This window comes from Micromonospora peucetia (assembly GCF_900091625.1).
In the GTDB taxonomy this organism is placed as follows: Bacteria; Actinomycetota; Actinomycetes; order Mycobacteriales; family Micromonosporaceae; genus Micromonospora; species Micromonospora peucetia.
On the sequence record NZ_FMIC01000002.1, the window covers coordinates 1,712,593 to 1,730,939 of the forward strand.

At 73.0% G+C, this 18,347-nt stretch carries 16 protein-coding genes and 1 riboswitch; of the genes, 6 read left to right on the forward strand and 10 right to left on the reverse strand.

The genetic code is table 11. The features are described from left to right. Nucleotides 1-113: 113 nt before the first annotated feature. The 3 genes from paaC to paaA all read right to left on the reverse strand — a co-directional run bounded on the left by paaC (nucleotide 114) and on the right by paaA (nucleotide 2,267). Nucleotides 114-839, reverse strand: a complete 726-nt coding sequence (paaC, locus tag GA0070608_RS08005; RefSeq protein WP_091624288.1) for a 1,2-phenylacetyl-CoA epoxidase subunit PaaC — start codon at nucleotides 837-839, stop codon at nucleotides 114-116. A gap of 76 nt (nucleotides 840-915) precedes the next feature. Beyond that, the gene (paaB, locus tag GA0070608_RS08010; protein WP_091624293.1) at nucleotides 916-1,203 is read right to left on the reverse strand and encodes a 1,2-phenylacetyl-CoA epoxidase subunit PaaB; all 288 of its coding nucleotides are present in this window, start codon (nucleotides 1,201-1,203) and stop codon (nucleotides 916-918) included. Further along, nucleotides 1,200-2,267, reverse strand: coding sequence for a 1,2-phenylacetyl-CoA epoxidase subunit PaaA (gene paaA / locus GA0070608_RS08015; protein ID WP_091624298.1), 1,068 nt, complete (start codon nucleotides 2,265-2,267; stop codon nucleotides 1,200-1,202). The genes paaB and paaA overlap by 4 nt, the downstream gene beginning before the upstream one ends. Nucleotides 2,268-2,630: 363 nt before the next feature. Between paaA and GA0070608_RS08020 the strand changes: the two genes are divergently transcribed. Both GA0070608_RS08020 and GA0070608_RS08025 read left to right on the forward strand, forming a co-directional pair. Continuing rightward, nucleotides 2,631-3,581, forward strand: a complete 951-nt coding sequence (locus GA0070608_RS08020) for a hypothetical protein (protein WP_091624302.1) — start codon at nucleotides 2,631-2,633, stop codon at nucleotides 3,579-3,581. Beyond that, nucleotides 3,581-4,528 (forward strand): serine hydrolase, encoded by a 948-nt coding sequence (locus GA0070608_RS08025; RefSeq protein WP_091624305.1) that lies wholly within the window; start codon nucleotides 3,581-3,583, stop codon nucleotides 4,526-4,528. Before GA0070608_RS08020 ends, GA0070608_RS08025 begins: the two co-directional genes overlap by 1 nt. 51 nt (nucleotides 4,529-4,579) lie before the next feature. Here GA0070608_RS08025 and GA0070608_RS08030 read toward each other — a convergent pair whose 3' ends face one another. The 3 genes from GA0070608_RS08030 to GA0070608_RS08040 are packed head-to-tail and all read right to left on the reverse strand — an operon-like array spanning nucleotide 4,580 to nucleotide 7,412. Beyond that, nucleotides 4,580-5,431 carry a menaquinone biosynthetic enzyme MqnA/MqnD family protein gene (locus GA0070608_RS08030; protein ID WP_091624308.1) on the reverse strand — a complete coding sequence of 284 codons (852 nt, stop codon included), beginning with the start codon at nucleotides 5,429-5,431 and terminating at the stop codon, nucleotides 4,580-4,582. A 33-nt stretch (nucleotides 5,432-5,464) separates the two neighbouring features. Further along, nucleotides 5,465-6,787 (reverse strand): MFS transporter, encoded by a 1,323-nt coding sequence (locus tag GA0070608_RS08035; protein WP_091624311.1) that lies wholly within the window; start codon nucleotides 6,785-6,787, stop codon nucleotides 5,465-5,467. Nucleotides 6,788-6,827: 40 nt separating this feature from the next. Continuing rightward, nucleotides 6,828-7,412, reverse strand: a complete 585-nt coding sequence (locus GA0070608_RS08040; RefSeq protein WP_091624314.1) for an ArsR/SmtB family transcription factor — start codon at nucleotides 7,410-7,412, stop codon at nucleotides 6,828-6,830. A 321-nt stretch (nucleotides 7,413-7,733) separates the two neighbouring features. Between GA0070608_RS08040 and GA0070608_RS08045 the strand changes: the two genes are divergently transcribed. The 4 genes from GA0070608_RS08045 (at nucleotide 7,734) to GA0070608_RS08060 (ending at nucleotide 12,677) form a co-directional block, all read left to right on the forward strand. After that, nucleotides 7,734-10,070 carry a HelD family protein gene (locus GA0070608_RS08045; RefSeq protein WP_091624319.1) on the forward strand — a complete coding sequence of 779 codons (2,337 nt, stop codon included), beginning with the start codon at nucleotides 7,734-7,736 and terminating at the stop codon, nucleotides 10,068-10,070. Between the two features lie 58 nt (nucleotides 10,071-10,128). After that, nucleotides 10,129-11,058, forward strand: a complete 930-nt coding sequence (locus GA0070608_RS08050) for an ABC transporter ATP-binding protein (protein WP_091624323.1) — start codon at nucleotides 10,129-10,131, stop codon at nucleotides 11,056-11,058. Nucleotides 11,059-11,072: 14 nt separating this feature from the next. Continuing rightward, a complete protein-coding gene (locus GA0070608_RS08055; RefSeq protein WP_091624327.1) occupies nucleotides 11,073-11,810 on the forward strand; it encodes an ABC transporter permease in 738 nt (245 codons plus the stop codon). A gap of 105 nt (nucleotides 11,811-11,915) precedes the next feature. Beyond that, a complete protein-coding gene (locus tag GA0070608_RS08060; protein WP_091624330.1) occupies nucleotides 11,916-12,677 on the forward strand; it encodes a VOC family protein in 762 nt (253 codons plus the stop codon). Between the two features lie 364 nt (nucleotides 12,678-13,041). Here the strand turns inward: GA0070608_RS08060 and GA0070608_RS08065 are convergent, their stop codons facing one another. From GA0070608_RS08065 to GA0070608_RS08080, 4 genes are all read right to left on the reverse strand, one after another. Then, on the reverse strand, nucleotides 13,042-13,833 hold the full coding sequence (locus tag GA0070608_RS08065) for an ABC transporter ATP-binding protein (RefSeq protein WP_091634600.1): 792 nt from the start codon (nucleotides 13,831-13,833) through the stop codon (nucleotides 13,042-13,044). A gap of 89 nt (nucleotides 13,834-13,922) precedes the next feature. Then, nucleotides 13,923-15,026 (reverse strand): FecCD family ABC transporter permease, encoded by a 1,104-nt coding sequence (locus GA0070608_RS08070; protein ID WP_091624333.1) that lies wholly within the window; start codon nucleotides 15,024-15,026, stop codon nucleotides 13,923-13,925. A 13-nt stretch (nucleotides 15,027-15,039) separates the two neighbouring features. Continuing rightward, nucleotides 15,040-15,978, reverse strand: a complete 939-nt coding sequence (locus tag GA0070608_RS08075; RefSeq protein WP_091624337.1) for an ABC transporter substrate-binding protein — start codon at nucleotides 15,976-15,978, stop codon at nucleotides 15,040-15,042. A gap of 111 nt (nucleotides 15,979-16,089) precedes the next feature. Beyond that, a riboswitch (cobalamin riboswitch) is annotated at nucleotides 16,090-16,172 on the reverse strand. A gap of 164 nt (nucleotides 16,173-16,336) precedes the next feature. Next, the gene (locus GA0070608_RS08080) at nucleotides 16,337-18,220 is read right to left on the reverse strand and encodes a M14 family metallopeptidase (protein ID WP_091624342.1); all 1,884 of its coding nucleotides are present in this window, start codon (nucleotides 18,218-18,220) and stop codon (nucleotides 16,337-16,339) included. Between the last annotated feature and the right edge of the window lie 127 nt (nucleotides 18,221-18,347).

The following is an 18,347-nucleotide window of genomic DNA, read 5'->3' on the forward strand; positions in this document are numbered from 1 at the left end:
AGTGCCACCTTCCGTTCGCGACTGCGGGGCTCCGCTGCGCCGCGCTCCTCGCGCTCACCAGTGCCGCCCTCCGTTCGCGACTGCGGGGCTCCGCTGCGCTGCACTCCTCGCGCTCACCAGTTCGCCCCGGGGTGGGCGCGGTGCAGCACCTGCATCTCGGCGAGCAGGAAGGACAGGTGCTCGGTGTGCACGCCGTCCCGCCCGCCGGCCGGCGCCCAGCCGGCCTCCGGCCGGGTCAGCGTCGCCTCGTCGAGCACGGCGGCGACGCGGGCTTCGAAGTCGGCCCACAGCGTCGCCGGGTCGACCGGCGCCGCCGGGTCCGGGGCGAACAGCTCGTGCACGTAGGGCCAGACCTGGTCGACCGCCGCCTGCATGCGCCGGTGCGACTCCTCGGTGCCGTCGCCGAGCCGCTTCACCCACAGCGAGCCGTGGTCGAGGTGGTAGGCCGACTCCTTACGGGCCTTGGCCCCGATCGCGGCCAGCCGCTCGTCGGCGCACCCGGCCAGCACGGTGTAGAGCGGGAGCTGGTAGGCCGCGAGGAAGAACAGCTTGGCCATGGTGACCGCGAAGTCGCCGTTGGGCAGCTCCACCAGCAGGCAGTTGCGGAACTCCCGGTCGTCGCGGAGGAACGCCAGCGCGTCCTCGTCCCGGCCGGCGCCCTCCAGCTCGCCCGCGTACGACAGCAGGAGCCGGGCCGCGCCGAGCTGGTCGAGGGCGATGTTCGCCAGCGCGACGTCCTCCTCCATCTCCGGCGCGCGGGTGGTCCACTCGGCCAGCCGCTGCGCCGCGATGAGCGCGTCGTCGCCGAGGGCGAGGGCGAAGCCGAAGGGGCCGGTCACGCCGCCACCTCGCTCCGCTCGGCGGCGGCGCGACGCGCCCCGGTGCTGAGCCGAATGGTTCGCTCGCTGCGCTCGCTCACAGGTGGGCCACCCCGTCCGGCACCTCGTAGAAGGTGGGATGGCGGTAGACCTTGTCGGCCGCCGGGTCGAAGAAGGCGTCCTTCTCGTCGGGGCTGGACGCGGTGATCGCGCCCGCCGGCACCACCCAGATGGAGACGCCCTCCTGGCGGCGGGTGTAGAGGTCCCGCGCGTTACGCAGGGCCAGCTCTGCGTCGGGGGCGTGCAGGCTGCCGACGTGGGTGTGCGACAGCCCGCGCCGGGCCCGCACGAAGACCTCCCAGAGCGGCGAGAATTCCCTACTCACGCGGCCACCTTCTCCTTCTTCTCCGCCCGCTTGGCGGCGTACGCCACGGCGGCCTCGCGTACCCAGGTGCCCTCGTCGTGGGCGCGGCGGCGGTGCTCCGCCCGCTGCCGGTTGCACGGCCCGTCTCCCTTGATCACCCGCATCAGCTCGTCGTAGTCGGGCTGGGTGAAGTCGTACGACTGCCGGGACTCGTTCCAGCGCAGGCCCGGATCCGGGATGGTCAGCCCGAGGATCTCGGCCTGCTGCACGCACATGTCCACGAAGCGCTGGCGCAGCTCGTCGTTGGAGAACCGCTTGATCTTCCAGGCCATGGACTGCGCCGAGTGGGTGGAGTCGGTGTCCGGCGGGCCGAACATCGCCAGCGACGGGTACCACCAGCGGTCCAGGGCGTCCTGCGCCATCGCCTTCTGCGCTCCGGTGCCGTGCGTCAGCGTGTGCAGGATCTCGAAGCCCTGCCGCTGGTGGAACGACTCCTCCTTGCAGACCCGGATCATCGCCCGCGCGTACGGCCCGTAGGAGCAGCGGCAGAGCGGGACCTGGTTGACGATCGCGGCACCGTCGACCAGCCAGCCGATCGCTCCCACGTCGGCCCAGGTCAGGGTGGGGTAGTTGAAGATCGAGCTGTACTTCTGCCGGCCGTTGAGCAGCAGCTCGACCAGCTCGTCCCGGCTGATCCCGAGGGTCTCGGCGGCGGCGTAGAGGTAGAGGCCGTGGCCGGCCTCGTCCTGGACCTTGGCCAGCAGGATCGCCTTGCGCTTGAGCGACGGGGCGCGGCTGATCCAGTTTCCCTCCGGCTGCATGCCGATGATCTCGGAGTGCGCGTGCTGCGCGATCTGCCGGATCAGCGTCTTGCGGTACGCCTCGGGCATCCAGTCGCGCGGCTCGATCTTCTGGTCCGCCTCGATGACCTCGGCGAAGTATGCCGCGAGGTCCTGGTCCGGGCCGGGGGCGCCGACCCGGCGGCCCCGCTCGGCGGCCTCCCGCAGCGCCACCTCCGCCGCCTCGACCTCGCCGAGCAGGCCACCGCCGGGTGCGTCCTCGGCGGAGAAGTCGTTGCCATACATGGGGTCAAGTGTTACAGCTCGCCTCTCGGGACACCAGAGGGTGTAACAGGTTTCCGGAGACACTTTCGGGACGGACCAGCCAGCACCGACAGCCGCTCAAACTATGACTTGAGTCACCAAGGGAAGGTGAATCCTCTCAACAGCCGCATAGCGGGATCGATATCCCGCCTTCATGGCAAGTTGCCAGGTGTCAGGTTCTGGCGCGGCGCCGATCCGCACGTAGACTTCCCCCGTCACACCGATCGGTTGCCGACGATCGCCTTCGAGAAACACGCAGGGCGCATCCCCCGGCCCTCGGCGAGCCGCCGATCAGTCCGACGACCAGCCGGTCCCCCGGCCCTGACATCTGGAGCTCATCCACTCATGCGATCCCGCGTGACCCTGGTGCTCGCCGTCGTGGCGGTCCTCCTCGGCGGCGGCCTGCTCGTCCCCGCCGCGTACGCCCGACTCGCCGGCGACGACGCCGCGAGTGGCGGAAGCGGTGGCGGAAGCGTCGCGGCGCCCGCGCCGATCCCGCCCCTGCCGCCGACCCTGGCCGCCGGCCCGGTGTCGGTGGACTTCAAGGGCGAATTCTTCTCGTGGGCCCTGATGGACCGGGAGACCGGCGAGATCTCCGGGTCGAAGAACCTGGCCTCGACCAGCTCCACCGAGTCGATGATCAAGGCCTGGTTCGCGGCGGACTACCTCCGCGAGCGCGAGGGGATCTCGGTCGAGCGGAAGAACCAGATCATCACCGCCATCCGGGACAGCAACGACGACGCCGCCAACGCCCTCTACAACGCGGTGGGCCGCGCCGCGACGATCAAGCGGATGGTCAGCACCTGCGAGCTCACCGACACCAAGCCGGGCAACGTGCCCGGCTACGTGGGCTGGTGGAGCTTCACCCGGATGTCGCCGCGCGACGCCGTCCGGCTCGGCGACTGCATCGCCGACGGCACGGCCGCCGGCCCCAAGTGGACCAAGATCCTGCTGAACGAGATGAGCAAGGTCAGGGGCAGCACGGCCGACAAGGACCAGAAGGCCCGCTCCGGCGGCGGCCGTTGGGGCATCATCGACGGCCTCCCCCAGTCGATCCTCAGCCAGGGCCCGGTCCACATGAAGAACGGTTGGACCCCGCTCAGCTACGACGGCAACTGGCACGTGAACTGCCTCGCGGTCACCGACAAGTGGAGCCTCGCGGTGATGCTCCGCTACCCGCAGAAGAGCGGCCTCGACTACGGCGCCCAGACCTGCGCGTCGGTCGCCAGCCAGCTCGTGACCCCGCAGCCGGGTGCCGCCCTCAAGGTGCCGCAGCAGCCCACCGGGAAGCTCTGATGGCGCGACAGCGTCGGGCCGACGGGCCCGGCGACGCCTCCCCGGTCAGGCTGATCGCGATCGCGGTGGTCCTCATCTGCCTCGTGCTCGTCTCGCTGCGGCTGCTGCCGGGCTCGCCGTTCGAGGCCACCGCCGCCGCGAAGTGGGGCGTCCCGGCCGGCCCGGCCGAGCGCGCCACGGAAGCCCCGAGTGACCGCAGCTCGCGGCCGTCGCCGACGCCGACACCGAGCCCCACGCCGGAGCCGCTCCCGTTCGAGGCGAAGGATCTCGACCTGGACATCGACGGCTGGTACTCCTGGAGCGTCCTCGACCGGCGCAGCGGCGAGATCATCGGCTCGGACAACATGGACGAGACCAGCACCACCGCGTCGCTGATCAAGGCCTGGATCGTCGCCGACTACCTACGTCGCGCCGACGACGCCGGCCAGAGGCCGAGCGACGCCAAACTCGCCGACGCCACGAAGATCATCCGGGACAGCGACAACACCCGGGCCGAGCAGTTCTACAACACGGTCGGCCGGTCCGCCTCGATCAAGCGGCTGATCTCCCTGTGCGAACTGACCGACAGCAAGGTCGCCCCGGACGGCGGCTGGAGCCGCACCGCGCTCTCCCCCCGGGACACCGCCCGGATGGGCGCCTGCATCGCCGACGGCCGGGCCGCCGGACCGAAGTGGACCAAGTGGCTCGTCGACGAGATGCGACTGGTCCGCGGCGGCGGTGACTTCGGCATCCGCAAGGCGTTCCCGGCCGCGGAACGCAAGACCATCGCCATCAAGAACGGCTGGATCGACCGGACGCGTGAGCAGGAGATGCACATCAACTGCCTCGCCATCGGCGACACCTGGACGATGGGCGTGATGGTGCGCTACCCGATCGGCAAGGGCTACGAGTACGGCATGAAGAACTGCCAGAAGATCACCGAGGCCCTGCTCCGCCCCGCCACCTAGACACCCGACCCGGGTCAGGTCGGGTCGGGTCGGGTCGGGTCGGTCCGAGGGTCAGCCCGCGAAGAAGGCCGGGCCGGAGTTGGGCAGGGGCGGCGCTGCACCGAGGTCGGCGGCGCGCCGCGCGAACTCGCGCAGGCCGGCCACCTGCCGCTCGCCGAGGGAGAAGTCCAGCGCCCGGAAGTACGTCGCCAGGGTCGCCGCGTCGAACGGTTCCCAGCGTGCGGCGGCCTCGGCCACCTGGTCCAGCTCGGCCAGGCAGAGGTCCCGGGAGCGCAGGAACGCCTCGTGCACCTCCTTGACCAGGCCCGGGTGGGCGGCGGCGAAGTCGCGGCGTACCGCCCAGACGGCGAAGACCATCGGCAGGCCGGTCCACTCCCGCCACGCCTGCCCGAGGTCGGTGACCTCCAGCCCGCGCTTCGGCGCCTCGTAGAGGGCGCGCAGCGCCACGTCGCCGATCAGCACCCCGGCGTCGGCCTCCAGCAGCATCTGCGTCAGGTCGGGCGGGCAGCGGAAGTATTCGGGGTTCACCCCGTACCGCTCGCCGAGCAGCAACTGGGCCAGCAGCACCCCGGTCCGCGAGGTCGAGCCCAACGCCACCTTGCCGTGGTCCAGTTCGGCCAGCGGACGGGTGGAGACGATGTTGACCGACAGCACCGGACCGTCGCTGCCGACCGCCAGGTCGGGCAGGAGCAGCAGCTCGTCGGCGTGGCGCAGGTACTCCACGTGGGAGATCGGGCCGATGTCCAGGTCACCGGCGACCAGTGCGGCGCTGAGCCGGTCCGGGGAGTCCTTGTGCAGGTCGACGTCGATCAGCGCGCCGGAGCGCATCAGCCCCCAGTAGATCGGCAGGCAGTTCAGGAACTGGATGTGCCCGACCCGGGGGCGTGCGACGTGCTCAGCCATACTCCGACCGTATCCCCGCCGCCGGGCGAGGGCTCAACGGGCCGGCGCGGGAGTGGCCAACCCCGCATCCGCCGCCGGGCCGCCATCGCGCCCTTCGGCCTGCGCGCCGTCCGCCGCGCCGGGTCCGACTGCCGGGCCGTCTGCCGCCCGAGCGCGTCGGACGGACCGGACGACGAACGGCACGAACCCCACGACGACCAGCAGCCCGACCACACCGGCCGCCGCGATCAGGGGTCGCGGCGACAGCAGCGCCAGCAGGGCGCCCCCGATCAGGTAGCCGCCCATCGAGCCGCCCTGCACCGCCGCGCCGTAGAGGGCGTACGCCCGGCCGCGCGACGCCTCCGGCACCCGCCGGGCGGTGAGCACGTTGGCGAAGACGTTCTCCCCGCCGTTCGCCGCGCCCGCGACCAGCCAGAGCGGGACCAGCAGCGCGGCCGTGGGCACGGCGGCGGCGACCGCCACCATCAGGCAGATGCCGCCGAGCGTCGCCAGCACCCCGTACACCAGCGCGCCGTCGTCGGTGAGCCGGTGGGCCAGCCGGGCGCAGAGCCAACTGCCGGGCAGCATGCCCGCCATCCAGGCCGCGCCGACCAGTCCGTACGTGGTGGGCGAGCCGCCGAGGGTCTCCCGGATGAAGAAGACCTCGATCACGTTGATACCACCCACCGCCGTGATGACGACGGCCGTGCTGAGGACGACGGCCAGCAACAGCGGGTCGCGGCGTAGCCGCCAGGCCGGAGCCCGGACCGTCCCGGCCTCCGGCACGGCCGGGGCGGTCCGCCGGCCGCCCCGGCGGGTGCGCAGCAGCAGGCCCACGGCCACCAGCGCGAGATAGCTCGCGGCGTCGATGAGCAGCGGTACGCGGGTGCCGAACTGCCCGACCAGCAGCCCGGCGAGCACCGGGCCGGCGAGCGCGCCCAGGGAGGAGGCGGTCTGGTTGATCGCGCTCGCCCGGGGCAGGTCGGCGGGGCGCACCATCGTCGGCAACAGCGCCGCGAGGCAGGGCTGGGTCACGGCCAGTCCGCAGGCGAGCAGCGCGACGAGTCCGACGATCAGTGCGGGGTGGTCGGCGAAGGCGAGCAGGGCGCAGACGGCGGCCTGTCCCAGGCCGGCGGCGACCAGCAGCGTCCGGCTGTCCACCCGGTCGGCGAGCCGCCCGGTGAGCGGGGCGAGCACCACCAGCGGCAGGGTGGCCGCCAGCAGCAGTCCGGACACGGCGAGGCCGCTGGCGCCAGCGGCCTGGAGCGCGAGCGCCAGTGCGGTGGCGGCAAGGAAGTCCCCGCAGATCGAAATGCCGCGCGCGGCGGCGGTGAGCCAGACGTCGGACCAGCGCGACTCGCCAGTTGTGAAGGACATACTTCGAAAATAATCCTTCACAACTGATCGAATCAACCCCTTACGGCAACGGCACCGCCCGGTACTGCACCGCCACCGTGCGCGCCCCGGCCGGCGGATCCGCCTGACGGTTCCGCTGCCGGTACGGCTCGAACAGCGCGCTCACCGCCTCGTTCAGCCCGGCCAGCTCATCGGCGGTGAGCAGCAGCAGCGTGTCGCTGAACAGCGCGGCGTCGTACCACTCGGGGGCCTCGTCACCGGCGCGGCGCAGCCAGTCCCGGCTCCGCGCCAGGTCCCGGGCCGCATGCGCCTCCACCAGCGCCTGCTCGGCCGCGCGCGCCTCCGGACCGGCGGAGCGTCCCGCGTCGACCATCAGGCCCTGGCCGACCGTGCGCCACAGCCGCTCACGCGCGTCGCCCCGGCTCGGCGCCTGCTCCACCAGGCCAGACTTCGCCAGTGCCCGCAGGTGATAGCTGGTCGCGCTCGGCGACAGCCCGGCGACCTCCGCGCACTCGGTGGCGGTCGCACCGCCCTCCGCCATGTTCAGACGTTCCATGATCACGATTCGGGCCGGATGGGCCAGCGCCCGCATCACCTGCGGGTCGCTGATCGTCATCCGCCGTTGCTCGGGACGCGCATCCGTCATGGGTCCATGATTCCCGCCCGCGCGGTCGCCGGTGCACGCCGGTGGGCCGGCATGCGGAACCGCCGCCGGTGACAACGCGCCAGGGGCGCCGACGCCGGACCGCGAAGGCGCCCCGCCCCGGGCTGCGGCATCACGGTCGAAATCCGTCCGAAGGCGGCCCGCCCCCGGGCACCGGCGCCACGGTCGAAATCCCGTGGAGCGTAGTGCGCCCGGCGCGTAGGCTGTCAGGTCGCTGACGGCCAGGGTGGGGTGACCACCGCATCGGACGTCCCGCGCCGGGGGCCGGCCCATCCGCCCGCCGGAGACGCGAGCGACCGACCGATGACCCCGACGGGACTCAGCGTGAACGACCTCGATCTCGACCTCGAAGCCGAACGCGAACACCTCACCACCTCCCGGGCGGCCCTGGCCCAGATGCGGGAACGTGCCCGAGCCCTCTTCGTCACCGGTGACCAGGTGGCCGGCGACGCGTACGCGGCCGAGACGCTCGGGCGCACCCTGGCCCGCCGGGTCGCCGAACTCGCCGACGACCCGACCACGCCGCTCTTCTTCGGTCGCCTCGACTTCGGCCCGGCGCCTGACGCCCCACTCGCCGACACCCCACCCGGCGGTGCCTCACCCGGCGACGCCCCGCCCGGTAACGCCTCACTCACCGGCGCCTCACCAGCCGGCGGTCGGCCCGGTGACCCTGGCGACGGGCCGGACGGGTGGCACGCGGACCACGCCGGACGGCGGTACCACGTCGGCCGGCGGCACGTCACCGACGACCGGGGCGAGCCGCTCGTGCTGGACTGGCGCGCCCCGGTGTCCCGGTCGTTCTACCGGGCGAGCGCGCGCGACCCGCAGGGCGTGGCCGTACGGCGCCGCTTCGGGTTTGGCAACGGGGCGCTGACCAGCTTCGAGGACGAGCGCCTCGACCGGGGCGAGGAACTCGGCACGACCAGCCGGATCCTGACCGCCGAGATCGAACGGCCACGCGTCGGGCCGATGCGTGACATCGTCGCCACCATCCAGCCGGAGCAGGACGAGCTGGTCCGCGCCGACCTGGCCGACTCGATCTGCGTACAGGGCGCCCCGGGCACCGGCAAGACGGCCGTCGGCCTGCACCGGGCCGCCTACCTGCTCTACCTGTACCGGGATCGGCTACGCCGGTCCGGTGTGTTGATCGTGGGGCCGAACCGGGCCTTCCTGTCGTACATCGCGGCGGTGCTGCCGGCACTCGGTGAGGTCGAGGTCGAGCAGGCCACGGTGGAGGACCTGGTCGGCCGGGTGCCGGTACGGGCAGTCGACGACCCGACGGTCGCCGCGGTCAAGCACGACGCCCGGATGGCCGAGGTGCTGCGCCGAGCGGTCGACGCGCACATCGGCGAGCCCACCGAGCCGATCATGGTCTCGGACGGCTCGTTCCGCTGGCGGATCGGGCTGGACCCGCTGCACCGGGTGGTTGAGGAGACCCGCCGGGAGCGGCTGCCGTACGCCACGGGGCGCGAGCGCGTCCGGGCCCGGGTGGTGGCGCTGCTGCAACGGCAGGCCGAGGCGCGGCGCGCCGAGTCGCCGAGTGACACCTGGCTGCGCCGGATGGGCAAGGCCACGCCGGTCACCACCTTCCTCGACGCGGTCTGGCCGGCGCTCACCCCGGAAGGGCTGCTGCACGCCCTGCTCACCGCCCCGGAGCGGCTCGCCGCGGCAGCGGGCGGCCTGCTCAGCGCCGACGAGCAGGCGCGGCTGCGCGGGATCGCCGCCCCGGCTCGGACGCCCGAACCGACAGCGGCAGCCGACCCGACGGCGGCGACGGCGACGGCGGCCGATCTGGCAGTGGTAGCGGCAGCGGGCCCGACAGCGGTGCCCGGTGCTACCGACGCCCCGCCCCCGGCGCGCCGTCCGGCCCTGGGCACGACGAAGCTCGGCCGGACGCCGAAGGCCACCAAGTGGACGGCAGCCGACGCTGTGCTGATCGACGAGGCGGCCGGGCTGATCGAGCGCCCGGGCGGCTTCGGACACGTCGTCGTCGACGAGGCGCAGGACCTCTCCCCGATGCAGTGCCGGGTGATCGCCCGGCGCAGCGAACACGGCTCCATCACCCTGCTCGGGGACCTGGCCCAGGGCACCGCCCCGTGGGCCGCCGCCGACTGGCGGGAGTCGCTACGCCACCTCGGCAAGCCGGACGCCGTCGTGGTGCCGCTGACGGTCGGCTTCCGGGTGCCCGCAGCCGTGGTCGCGTTCGCCAACCGGCTGCTGCCGGCGCTCGCCGTCGACGTACCCCCGGCCGAGTCGCTGCGCCGCGACGGCGCGTTGGACGTGCGTACCGTCGACGACCTGACCGCCGCGACGGTGACCGAGGTACGGGCGGCGCTGGCGTTCGACGGCTCGGTGGCGGTGATCGCCGCCGACGAGGCGGTCAGCGGGCTGCGGACGGCGCTGGACGACGCCGGCGTCGAGACCGCGACCGTCGACGAGCCGACCGCCGCGGCGCGCGTCACCGTGGTGCCCGCCACCCTGGTCAAGGGCCTGGAGTACGACCACGTCATCGTCGTCGAGCCGGCGGCGATCGTGGCCGCCGAGCCGCGCGGCCTGCACCGGCTCTACGTGGTGCTCACCCGGGCCGTCTCCCGGCTCGCAGTGCTGCACGCCCGACCGTTGCCGCCTCCGCTCGGGTGATCGGCGACTTGCGCCGGTGCGGTAGACAGGCGTCCGTGACACCCTCGATGAGCATCCCGTGATCCTCGCCCGCGCCGAGGCGGTCAGCCGCCGCTACGGCGACGTGATCGCCCTCGACCGAGTCGACCTGGAGGTCCGGGCCGGCGAGCTGGTCGGCCTGCTCGGCCCGAACGGGGCTGGCAAGAGCACCCTGCTGAACCTGCTCGTCGGGCTGCGCCGGCCCACCGCCGGCCGGGTCGAGCTGTTCGGCGGCGACCCCCGCGACCCGGCGAGCCGGCAGCGGATCGGGGTCACCCCGCAGGAGACGGGCCTGCCCGGCACGCTGCGGGTCGGCGAGGTGGTGGACTTCGTTGCCGCCCACCACCCCGACCCGGTCCCCCGGGGCGAACTGCTCGACCGCTTCGGCCTGGGCGAGCTGGCCCGGCGGCAGACCGGCGGCCTCTCCGGCGGGCAGCGCCGCCGGCTCGCGGTGGCCATCGCCTTCGTCGGCCGGCCGCGGCTGGTGCTGCTCGACGAGCCGACCACCGGCCTGGACGTCGCTGCGCGGCACACCCTGTGGGAGGCGATCCGGGCGTTCCACGACGACGGCGGCACCGTGCTGCTGAGCAGCCACTACCTGGAGGAAGTCGAGGCGCTGGCGCGGCGCGTGGTGGTCATCGGGCACGGCCGGGTGCTGGCCGACGACACGGTCAGCGCCATCCGGGGCATCGTCGGCGTACGCCGGGTGAGCCTGGTCGCCGACGAACTGCCCGCGCTGCCGGGCGTGGTCCGCACCGAGCGGGTCGACGGCCGCACCCACCTGCTGACCACCGACGCCGACGAGCTGGTGCGGGCCCTGGTCACCGCCGGGGTGACGTTCACCGACCTGGAGGTGCGCCCCACCTCGCTGGAGGAGGCGTTCCTCGCCATCACCGCGACCGACGCGGCACCGGGCTCCGGAGCCGACCGTCCGACGACCGCCGTGGCCGGCCCACCGGCCACCGCCTGAGAGACGGGTCTCCCATGCGCCTCGCCCTGCTCCACGCCCGCTACCAACTCCTGGAGACGGTCCGCATCCCGGTCGCCGTCGTCGGCAGCGCCTTCTTCCCGGCCGCCGCGATGCTCTTCTTCGTGGTGCCGTTCACCGGTAAGGACCCGGTCGGCGCCACCTACGCCACCGCCGCGATGGTCACCTTCTCGGTGATGAGCGCGAACATCTTCCAGTACGGGATCGGGGCGGCCGAGGACCGCGCCCACCCCTGGGACCCGTACACCCGGACGCTGCCCGCCGGCCCCACGTCGCGTTTCGCGGGCCGGATACTGGCCGGGCTGGCACTCACCTACCTCTCGCTGCTCCCGGTGGTGGTGATCGGGGCGACGCTCACCGAGGCGCGGGTCAGCGCAGCGGCGTTCCTGCTGGCCCTGGCGATCGTCACCATGATCTCGGTGCCGTTCACGCTGTTGGGGCTCTCCATCGGCTACTCGATGCCGAGCAAGGCGGCGATCGTGGTGGCGCAGGTCGTCTTCTTCCCGCTCGCCTTCGGTGGCGGCCTGCTCTCCGCCCCGGACCAGGCGCCCGGGTTCGTCGAAGCCGTCGCGCCGTTCCTGCCGACCCGGGGCGCGGTGGAGCTGATGTGGGCGGCGGTCGGCGACTACTCGGTCAACTCGCTGTCGGTGGTCATGCTCGGGGTCTGGGTGGTGCTGCTGGCGGTGTTGGCCGGGTGGGCGTACCGGCGTGACGAGGGTCGACGGTTCAGCTGACGTTTTTGTCCGATCCGTCCGATCCACCCCGAAGCGTGGCGGGTCGGTGCCACGATTCCGGCAGGGGCGCGCCGGCGTGGCCGCCCCCCGCCGAGAGGGGTCGACGTGAGCACCGTCCCGCCGGGCACACCCTGCTGGGCCGATCTCGCCACCCCGGGCCTCGCCGACGCGCGGCGGTTCTACCCCGAACTGTTCGGTTGGACCGGCCGGATCGACCCGGAGCCCGAGGCGGGCGGCTACACGGTCTTCCTGCTCGGCGGACAGGCGGTGGCGGGCGCGGGTCCACCAGCCATCCCCGACCAGGTGCCGATCTGGTCGACGTACCTGGCGACCGACGACGCGGACCTGGTGGCCGGCCGGGTCGAGCGGGCCGGCGGACAGGTGGTGGTGCCCCCGTTCGAGGTCTTCGACCGGGGACGGATGGCAGTCTTCGCCGACCCCGCCGGGGCGGCCTTCAGCGTCTGGCAGCCGATGGCGATGCCAGGGGCCGAGGTCTTCGACACCCCCGGCGCGCTGACCTGGACCGAGCTGGTCACCCCGGACCCGGAGGGCGCGAAGGTCTTCTACGAGCTGGTCTTCGGCTGGCACCCGGACGACCAGCGGGTGGGCCCGGTCACGTACACCGGCTGGCGGCTCGGCACCCGGATCGTGGCCGGCATGCTGCCGCCGCTGGGTGACGGCTTCCCCGCGGACACGCCCGCGTACTGGTCGGTGTACTTCGCGGTGGCCGACGTCGACGCGGCCGCCGCCCGAGCCGCCGAGCTGGGCGGCACCATCCTGGTCCCGCCCCAGGACGCCCCGCTGGGCCGCTACGCCGCCCTCCGCGACCCCCACGGCGCCCTCTTCAACATCCTCACCCGCCCCTAACCCACCCCCACCCACCCCACAGTCCCCCGCCCGGCCCGGCACTCAGCCCGGCCCTGCCCGGCCCGCCCTGCCCGCCCTGCCCGGCACAGCCCTACCCGGCACAGCCCTGCCCGCCCGTGCACGGCGCTCGGCTCGGCTCGGCTCGGCTCGCGGCGATCTTGCACTTTGCGCCCTCGGATTGCACGCTTTGCCCGGTTTTGCCGGGGCGCAAAGTGCAAGATCGCGGGGCGTCGGGGCCGCGAGGGCCGCGAGGGCCGCGAGGGGCAGGGAGGCGCGCGAGGGGCGCGAGGAGGGGCGCGAGGAGGGGCGCGAGGGGCGCGCGGGGCGAGGGGGTGCGCGAGGGGCGAGTAGGGCGCGCGGGTGGTCAGGGGCGGGGGTGGGGGCGGATGGGAACTATCAGGGGGCCGTGGTCGCCTGGGATGACTCGAACGGTGGCGCGGTACCAGGTGGCCAGGAGTTGCTCGGTGAGCACCTCGTGGGGGGTGCCGGCAGCCACCACCCGGCCGCCGGCGAGCAGCACCATGCGGTCGGCGTACTCGCCCGCTATGGAGAGGTCGTGCATGGTGGCGAGCACGGTCAGGCCGTGCTCTCGGCGCAGCCGGTCGACCAGCTCCAGCACCTCCTGCTGGTGGCCGATGTCCAGGGCACTGATCGGCTCGTCGAGCAGCAGCAGGGTCGCGCCCTGGGCCAGCGCGCGGGCCAGGAAGACCCGCTGCCGCTCGCCACCGGACAGGGTGGTCAGTTCCCGGTCGTGGAACCCGGCCAGGTCCAGCCCGTCGAGCACGTCGTACGCGGCCGTCAGGTCGGCGGCGGACTCCCGGCCCAGCGACGGGATGTAGGGGGTGCGGCCCAGCAGCACGTAGTCGAGCACCGACATGCCGGCCGGCACGACCGGGGACTGGGCCACCGTGGCGACCACCCGGGCCCGGTCGCGGCGGCGCAGCGCCTCGCTCGGCGTACCGAAGAGGGAGACGGCGCCCGGCGCGGGTAGCAGGCCGCCGACGACGCGCAGCAGCGTCGACTTCCCGGCGCCGTTCGGACCGATCACGGTGACCCATTCGCCCGGGGCCACGGTCAGGTCGACGCCGGCCAGGATCGGTTTGCCATCCAGGCGGACGTGCAGGTCGCGGACCTCGACGGCGGGCACGGCGGGCACGGCCACCCCGTCGCCTCCGCCCGGGGCTCGCGAAGCCGACCCGACGGCCCCGCCGTCCACCGACCGCGAGGCCGGTACGCGCCGCGCGCTCACCCGAGCATCCGGCGGGAGGTACGCAGCACCAGCACGAAGAACGGCCCGCCGAGCAGCGCGGTGACCACCCCGATCGGGATCTCGGACGGGGCGGCGACGGTGCGGGCCACCACGTCGGTCAGGGCCAGGAAGGCGCCGCCAAAGAGCAGCGAGAGCGGCAGGATCACCCGGTAGCTCGACCCGGCGAGCAGCCGGACGGTGTGCGGCACGATGATCCCGACGAAGCCGATCAGGCCGGACGCGGAGACGGCGGCGGCGGTGCCGAGCGAGGCGGCGGCGATCAGCAGGTACCGGGACCGCTGCGGGTGCAGCCCGAGGCTCGCGGCCTCGTCGTCGCCGACGGAGAGCACGTCGAGTTCCCGCCGGTGCAGCAGCACCACCACGGCGGTGACGAGGAAGTACGGGAGCACGAGTCGCACGTCGTGCCAGCCGGCGGTGGCGAGCCGCCCGAGCAGCCAGGAGTAGACCTGCTGGATGCTGTCGGAGTTGCGTTGCAGCAGGTAGGTCTGCCCGGCCGAGAGGAACGCGGAGACGGCCACCCCGGCGAGGATCAGCGTGGCCGTGGAGCGTCCGCGCCCGCCGGAGACGCCGAGCAGGTACGTCATCGCCACCGCGCCGATCGAGCCGACGAACGCGGCCAGCGGAATGGTGAGCGGCAGCCCGGTCAGCGCCCCGCCCGCCCCGGCGCCGATGGTGATCACCGCCGTGACCGCGAGCCCGGCCCCGGCCGCCACGCCGAGCAGGTACGGGTCGGCCAGCGGGTTGCGGAACACACCCTGGTAGCAGCCGCCGGCCAGGGCGAGCAGCCCGCCGACCAGCAGGCCGAGCACCACCCGGGGCAGCCGCAGCTCGGTGACGATGGCGATCTCGCGCTCGGTCAGCCCGCTGTCGATGCGTACCCCGGGAATGAGGTTGAGCAGCTCGGCCGCGACGCTGCCTGGCGGCAGGCTGACCGGGCCGAGGGACACCCCGGCGACCAGGGCGACCAGCACCGCGGCGATGCCGGCGACGAGCCAGCGGGGCCGCAGCCCGGCGGGCCGGGACGCGGGGAGCGTCCCGGCCAGCCGGGTGGGTGGCGCCTTGGCGAGCGGCTTGGTCATCGACGGGTGCGGATCACGCGGGGACCTTGGCGGTGGCGTCGACGATCACGCGGAGCAGGTCCACGACGCGGGGGCCCCAGCGGGAGGCGACGTCGTCGTCGAGGGCGACGATCTGGTTGTTCTTGACGGCGGTGACGGCGGCCCAGCCGCCGCGCGCCTTGACCGTCTCCGCGCTCTGCTGGCAGCACTTCGAGTCGGCGAGGAAGACGAAGTCCGGGTCGGCCTTGACGATGACCTCCTGGGAGAGCTGCGGGTAGCCGCCCTGCTTCCCGTCGGCGTCGGACGCGTCGGCGATGTTCTCCAGGCCGACCAGGCCGTAGAGGGAGCCGATGAAGGTCTTGCTGGTGGCGGTGTAGAGCTCCGGGCCCAGCTCGTGGAAGTAGGTCAGCTTCTCGGCCCGCTTCGGCAGGTCGGAGACCAGCTTGGCGATGTCGTCCTTCATCCGCTTGGTCACGTCGGCGGCCTCGCCTGCGTGACCGGTGAGGGTGCCCAGCTCGGTGATCTGCCGGTACGAGTCGTCGAGCGTGGTCGCCGCCGGGGTGAGGTAGACCGGGATCTTCAGCGTGGTCAACTGCTCGACGATCTTGTTGCGGTCGTCCGAGAGCACCACCAGGTCGGGGCTCTTGCCGGCGATCGCCTCGGCGTTCGGGGTGAAGCCGGACAGGTCGCTCTTCGGCACGTCGGCCGGGAAGTTCGACTGGTCGTCGACGGCGGTCACCTGCTTGCCCGCGCCGATGGCGAAGAGCATCTCGGTGGCCGTCGGAGAGAGCGAGACGATCTTCTCGGGCCGCTTCTCCAGCGTGAGCGAGCCGACGGTGGCCGGGAAGGCGGCGCCCGCCGAGCTGGCACCGGCGGCGGGGGTGTTGTCGGAGCTCTTCTCGGCGCACGCGCCGAGGGCGAGCGCGGCCACCGCGAGGGTCGCGGCGAAGAGCCGGGGGGTACGTCTGAGCATGGGTCCTCCTGTCGGTCGAGGAGCGTGGTGCTTCGCCGACAGGGAGCGGGGGCGCCCGTCCGCGAGGCGCCCTTCCTCGAGAGCGCGTGTCGCGACCACGGACGCAGGCGACCTGGCTCGCCCCGCCACGCCCCGGCGTTCGGCCGGGGTGGTGGGGCATCACAGTTGCGGGACAGCACCGGTTTCTCACCGGCTTCGCTGCGCGTGGTCGATAGAACCGTAGCGCACGCCCCAGACGTGCCTCGACGATCCAGGGCGCATCGGCGCACGTTGATTGCCAACGGCAGCGACGCGCCCTGGATCGACGTCTGCTGGAGGTGGTGGGGCCCCGCCGGGGGTGGATCGGGGCCCCACCAGGTCAGGAACTGGTGATGGTGACGTTGTCCACAGCCGCCTCGACCAGGCTCGCGCCCGAGGCGTCCGCCGACTCGACCAGGATCCGCACCGACTGGCCGGCGTACGGGGTGAGGTTGGCGTTGGCGACCGCCCAGGCGCCGTTGCGGTTGCTGGCCGCGCCGGACTGGGTGAACAGGGCCGTGGTGCCGCCGTCATGCACCACGCTCACCCGGAGGTAGTCGGCCGACGAGGCGTTCGAGCCGTGGGCCAGGTACCAGGCCAGCGAGAGGGTCAGCGTGCCGCTCGACGGCAGGGTCACCGCCGGCGACCGGGCGCTGGTCACGCCGCCGTCAACGTCGTGGTCACCCGCCGCCGTACCGGCCAGCCTCCCGGTGACCAGGTCGTTGGCACCGGCGTACGGGACGAGTTGCTTCGCCCCGCTGGAGGTGGTGGCCTGGGCGGCGCCCCGCTCCCACGCCCCGGCCGTCGCGGTGTCGGTGCCGTTCGGGTTGATGGTCCAGCCGGTGGCCGTCTCGAAGGTGTCCGACCAGACCGTGGTGCCGCCGCCACCGCCGCAGTACTCCGCCTGCTTGCCGATGGCCCGGTACGGGCAGTCGGCGTACTCGCTGAACAGCAGGACCGCCTCCCGGTTGCGCGAGGTCTGGGCGGGGATCACCTCGTCGGGCGGGTAGAAGCCGCCGCCACCGGCCGATCCGGGATACATCTCGAAGGTGTACGCCCAGATGCCGTGCTGGCCCCACATCCAGTCGATGCTGTCCCCGTCGGTGATGTAGAGGTCGCTGGACTGCTGCGGGGTGTAGCCGTTGGTGTTCGCCATCTGCTGGCCCAGGGTGGCGAAGGTGTTGTACTGGTCCGTCGTCATTCCCGGGGCGGTGTTGTTGTACGTGTAGCCGAACGGCCAGAGCACCAGCTGCGAGTAGGTGTGGAAGTCGATGTTGGCCTTGATCTGCTGGGTGCCGCCGACCACCCGGCTGTTGACGAAGTTCCGCAGCGCCGCGGTCTCCGGAGCGGAGAACGCCGACGGGCCCCGGTAGGTGTCCGACGAGGTGGAGCCGGACGAGCCGCCGCAGCAGCCCCACTGGTAGGACCAGTTGCGGTTCAGGTCGGTGCCGACGGCCGTCGAGCCGCTGTTCGGCTGCCGGTTCTTACGCCAGGAGCGGTAGGAGCCGGTGGCGATGTCGTACTCGCTGCCGTCCGGGTTGACCGTGGGCACGATCCAGATCTCCCGGGTGTTCACGATGTTGGTGACCCGGGAGTCCGTGCCGTAGCTGTCGGTGAAGAGATTGAGCAGGTAGATCGCCATCTCGACGGTCAGGTGCTCGCGGGCGTGCTGCTGCGAGTTGAACAGGATCTCCGGTTCGTTCTCGTCGGTGGCGACGTTGTCGGAGATCTTCACCGCCATCAGGTCCCGGCCCTCGTACGAGGAACCGATGCTGATCTTCCGGGCGAGCGTCGGGTGGTCGGCGACCACCTTGTTCACCGCGGCGGTCAGCTCGGCGTAGTCGTGGTAGTTGGAGTCGGCCGGCGGGAAGGCGGCCGTGCCGACGTCTCCCTCGGCGTGGTCGTGGCCGTCGGCCGACGGGGCAGGGGCCGCCGCCTCCAGCCGGAAGCCGAGCCGGGTGATCGCCGCCGCCTCGGCCGGGGTGGCCGAGACGTTCAGCACGCCGTGCTCGACGAAGTCGATGGCGGCGCCGGTGCCGGCGACGGCGGTGCGGTCGGCGACCGTACGCGGGCCGAGCACCCGGTAGGACGCCGCCGCTGATTCGGCGGTGTGGTCCGGGGCCGGCCGGGCGGTGGCCGGCGCGGCGGCCACCGTGAGCAGGCCGAGCCCGGTGGCGACGGCGAGCGCCAGGCGACGGCGGAAGGCGGGCTTGCGGAAGGCCATGGACAACCTCCTCGGAGGGCGGGAGAAGATCCCGCTCGGTGGAGGACACTCCACCACCCGTCACATGGTCATATCAACATTCATCGCTGCCTAGTTGCATGCCATCCTGATCCTCACATCGGCAAGG

Bases quoted from the DNA above. Each gene is read 5' to 3' on its own strand.
- paaA (WP_091624298.1), bottom strand. From the start codon at position 2,267: ATGTATGGCAACGACTTCTCCGCCGAGGACGCACCCGGCGGTGGCCTG.
- GA0070608_RS08020 (WP_091624302.1), top strand. From the start codon at position 2,631: ATGCGATCCCGCGTGACCCTGGTGCTCGCCGTCGTGGCGGTCCTCCTC.
- GA0070608_RS08025 (WP_091624305.1), top strand. From the start codon at position 3,581: ATGGCGCGACAGCGTCGGGCCGACGGGCCCGGCGACGCCTCCCCGGTC.
- GA0070608_RS08030 (WP_091624308.1), bottom strand. From the start codon at position 5,431: ATGGCTGAGCACGTCGCACGCCCCCGGGTCGGGCACATCCAGTTCCTG.
- GA0070608_RS08035 (WP_091624311.1), bottom strand. From the start codon at position 6,787: ATGTCCTTCACAACTGGCGAGTCGCGCTGGTCCGACGTCTGGCTCACC.
- GA0070608_RS08040 (WP_091624314.1), bottom strand. From the start codon at position 7,412: ATGACGGATGCGCGTCCCGAGCAACGGCGGATGACGATCAGCGACCCG.
- GA0070608_RS08045 (WP_091624319.1), top strand. From the start codon at position 7,734: ATGACCCCGACGGGACTCAGCGTGAACGACCTCGATCTCGACCTCGAA.
- GA0070608_RS08055 (WP_091624327.1), top strand. From the start codon at position 11,073: ATGCGCCTCGCCCTGCTCCACGCCCGCTACCAACTCCTGGAGACGGTC.
- GA0070608_RS08070 (WP_091624333.1), bottom strand. From the start codon at position 15,026: ATGACCAAGCCGCTCGCCAAGGCGCCACCCACCCGGCTGGCCGGGACG.
- GA0070608_RS08075 (WP_091624337.1), bottom strand. From the start codon at position 15,978: ATGCTCAGACGTACCCCCCGGCTCTTCGCCGCGACCCTCGCGGTGGCC.
- GA0070608_RS08080 (WP_091624342.1), bottom strand. From the start codon at position 18,220: ATGGCCTTCCGCAAGCCCGCCTTCCGCCGTCGCCTGGCGCTCGCCGTC.